Source organism: Ancylomarina sp. 16SWW S1-10-2 (genome assembly GCF_009669305.1).
Taxonomy (GTDB): Bacteria; Bacteroidota; Bacteroidia; order Bacteroidales; family Marinifilaceae; genus Ancylomarina.
Genome location: NZ_SADB01000064.1, coordinates 1 through 1,306, shown reverse-complemented (window position 1 = coordinate 1,306; position 1,306 = coordinate 1). Strand labels below are relative to the sequence as shown.

The following is a 1,306-nucleotide window of genomic DNA, read 5'->3' as shown; positions in this document are numbered from 1 at the left end:
CCGAATTCTATGGTTAATCCAAGAATTTAGGTTTAAAATTTATATTTATTTAAGCTGCTATATTCATATTATTCTGGTAATAATTTTTGTCATATTCCTGTCCGGTAGTTATTACAGCATATATACGATGTATCAATTTGTTTCTCACATTATTAAGTACCTTCATTTTGTGTTTCCCTTCCTCTACTTTTTTTTGATAATACAGTTTTAACTGAGGATCGTATCTGACTGCATTTAAAGCACACATATGCAGTAAGCTTTTTAGTTTTCTATTAGCTATTTTACTTACATGAGCCTTCCCCTTTAAACTTGTTCCTGATTGTTTGGAGAATGGAACTACACCGCAATAACAGGCTAATTGTCTAGGATTATCGAATGCTTCAAATCCCCAAGTATGAATCAATAAATATATTGCTGTTTGCATACCTACACCAACAACAGAAGTAATTAATTTATACATCTGCTTTAATTCGGGATCTGTTTTCAATAAGAGCATCATCCTTTTTTCTATTTCTTTAATTTGCTTATCTATATTACTACAGAAACTGTCCGTAGTATCACAAATATATTTTGTGTCTGTACAGGTTTTCCGAACACTTTTCGATTCTTTTGCAGGAACTTGTAAGGCAACCTTCGTTTTTGTCAATCTATCCTTAAATCGGACTAAATCCCTTAGTCTTATAAGATGGTCACTCTTAGGTTTATAAAGCCTTACTCGCTCGGTAAAACGTGCTGCATACATTGCTATATCATACGAATCAAGCTTATCATTCTTTTCTCGACGTACACCACAGCTTAACTTTATTTGACTTGGGTTCTCGAGCCATAAATCAATACCTTTATCATTAAACACATAAGTTGATGTCATTGAATAAATTCCAGTGTATTCGCCACAGACCAACCATAAATCAGTGTCCTTATAAAGCTTTCTAACCCATTCTATCAAGGATATAAAACCTTCTTCGGTGTTTTCAAATTGTGCATATTCTACATTCTCCTTATTGTCGATATGAAAACAAGTTGCATCCACCGTTAATTTTGAGTAATCTAATCCAATAAAAACTTTCTTCTTCATAACTTTGTTTTTAATAGATTAACCAACGACTTATTGTACTAACACCCTTATTAGGTTTTACCTATAATTCTATCTGGTATCTTAAGCCATGTCGGTAGAAGTCTAATTCGGGACATAGGTTATACGCCTTAAGCTATCGCTAGTTTACTTCTACAGACTGGTTAACCACTACTAAAATACAAAATCAGTAACAGTAACCTTGGCTATGCAAACCTAAGGGAAAGCTTTCGG

The 1,306-nt window shown here is 33.3% G+C and carries 1 protein-coding gene; it reads right to left on the bottom strand.

What is annotated here, in order from left to right:
* Positions 1-49: 49 nt before the first annotated feature.
* Complete coding sequence (locus EMN46_RS18500; protein ID WP_154202494.1) at positions 50-1,075, bottom strand: transposase; 1,026 nt, start codon at positions 1,073-1,075, stop codon at positions 50-52.
* Between the last annotated feature and the right edge of the window lie 231 nt (positions 1,076-1,306).

Bases quoted from the DNA above. Each gene is read 5' to 3' on its own strand.
- EMN46_RS18500 (WP_154202494.1), bottom strand. From the start codon at position 1,075: ATGAAGAAGAAAGTTTTTATTGGATTAGATTACTCAAAATTAACGGTG.